The 1,249-nt window shown below is 62.5% G+C and carries 2 protein-coding genes; both read left to right on the top strand.

Features of this window, described 5'->3' with window-relative positions:
- The coding region (locus CBW22_RS26550) for a hypothetical protein (RefSeq protein ID WP_217899536.1) at window positions 1-612 on the top strand (612 nt) is incomplete at its 5' end.
- Window positions 613-764: 152 nt separating this feature from the next.
- On the top strand, window positions 765-1,052 hold the full coding sequence (locus tag CBW22_RS22100; RefSeq protein WP_088517883.1) for a hypothetical protein: 288 nt from the start codon (window positions 765-767) through the stop codon (window positions 1,050-1,052).
- The last annotated feature ends 197 nt before the right edge of the window (window positions 1,053-1,249 follow it).

Here is a 1,249-nt window from a genome sequence, read left to right as displayed (position 1 = left end):
CAGCCGGTCTGGAGCGCGCCCGCGCCGGAGCCCGCGTGTCGCGCGGAAATTTCGCTTTCGCCGGCGAGTATTCGTGCACTCGGTGACCTGACGGATCATCTGCCCGCGGTCGGTTTATTCCTTATGCTGCTGGTGCTGTCCATTGTGATGGTTCGTGTGAGCAGGGTGTTCCCTGCAAAGCAGGCGGATCGGACTGATGCATTCAGCGTTCGCCACGGAACGTCAGTTCCCGTACCGGCGCCGTTCGGCAGTCCGGCGATGGCTGCACGTGCACTTGCGCATGAGGAAACCGCGTACTGGCAGCTGCTGCTGGCCGCTTTCGCGGCCGCCATTGAGGCGGAAGGGTACACCTTCGGCACCGATGCACGGGCAAAAGTGGCGTTACCGTACGACACGCGGGCACGAGCGGGTGCGGCAATTGTGAAAGCGCGCTCGCGACAAATTACGCCGCTGCGGAGTGAAGCGGCGCTGGAAGGTTTGCAGCTGCAGGCGGCGGAGGACGGTTACGCGGGCAGCTGGGCGGACTGGTGTCAGCGGGGCGCAGAGGCGGCCGGCTGGTATGTCATCAGGCGTGAGGTGCACCAGACGGCTGACAGCACGACAGATAAGTGAGGAGCAGATTATGACGCACACCGAAAAATTCGTTTTGTCCGCGATAAGCATGATGACGACAGCGGCTGGGCCTTCCGCACGTTTGCGGCGTTAACGGGTGAAGCAGCGTAGAATACCGCCCAGACACTGGCATAACGGTTAAGGATGAGAATATGCAGGATACACACTGGCACCGGGAACTGAGCTTTACGCTGACGGACGGCATGCTGCTGGGCGTGCTGGGGCTCGTGGTGGTGACGCTGTGGTGGCGGGCGATCGCTGATTACCGTGGTCTGCGCCGCAAAGAGCGCCGTAACGCGGCCATGCAGAACGGTGACGCCGCGTTCCGGCACGTCTGGTGGCGCAGAGATCGCATTAACGTCGTGCTGGAATTTACCATGGCCGCGATGGTGACGCTCGCGTCAGGCTGCCTGCTGATTGTTCTGCTCCCGTATTACTGAAAACCGGTAACCCTTTCCTCCCCGCGTTGCGCAGGCTGTTCGTTCCTCGCGTGCGCTGCGGTACGCCTCAGCCTGCCCCCCGCAGGCAGGCCTGATTAACGTCTGACCCCGGCAGCCCGGCTGCCGCAACCACGGAATTTCCTCTTATGACACACCCCGCTGAAATATCGGCTCAGCCGGTCGTGCGCGATCGCTGG

This window comes from Pantoea sp. VS1 (assembly GCF_002207995.1).
In the GTDB taxonomy this organism is placed as follows: Bacteria; Pseudomonadota; Gammaproteobacteria; order Enterobacterales; family Enterobacteriaceae; genus Pantoea; species Pantoea dispersa.
This window is presented reverse-complemented; position numbering and strand designations above follow the sequence as displayed.

Bases quoted from the DNA above. Each gene is read 5' to 3' on its own strand.
- CBW22_RS22100 (WP_088517883.1), top strand. From the start codon at position 765: ATGCAGGATACACACTGGCACCGGGAACTGAGCTTTACGCTGACGGAC.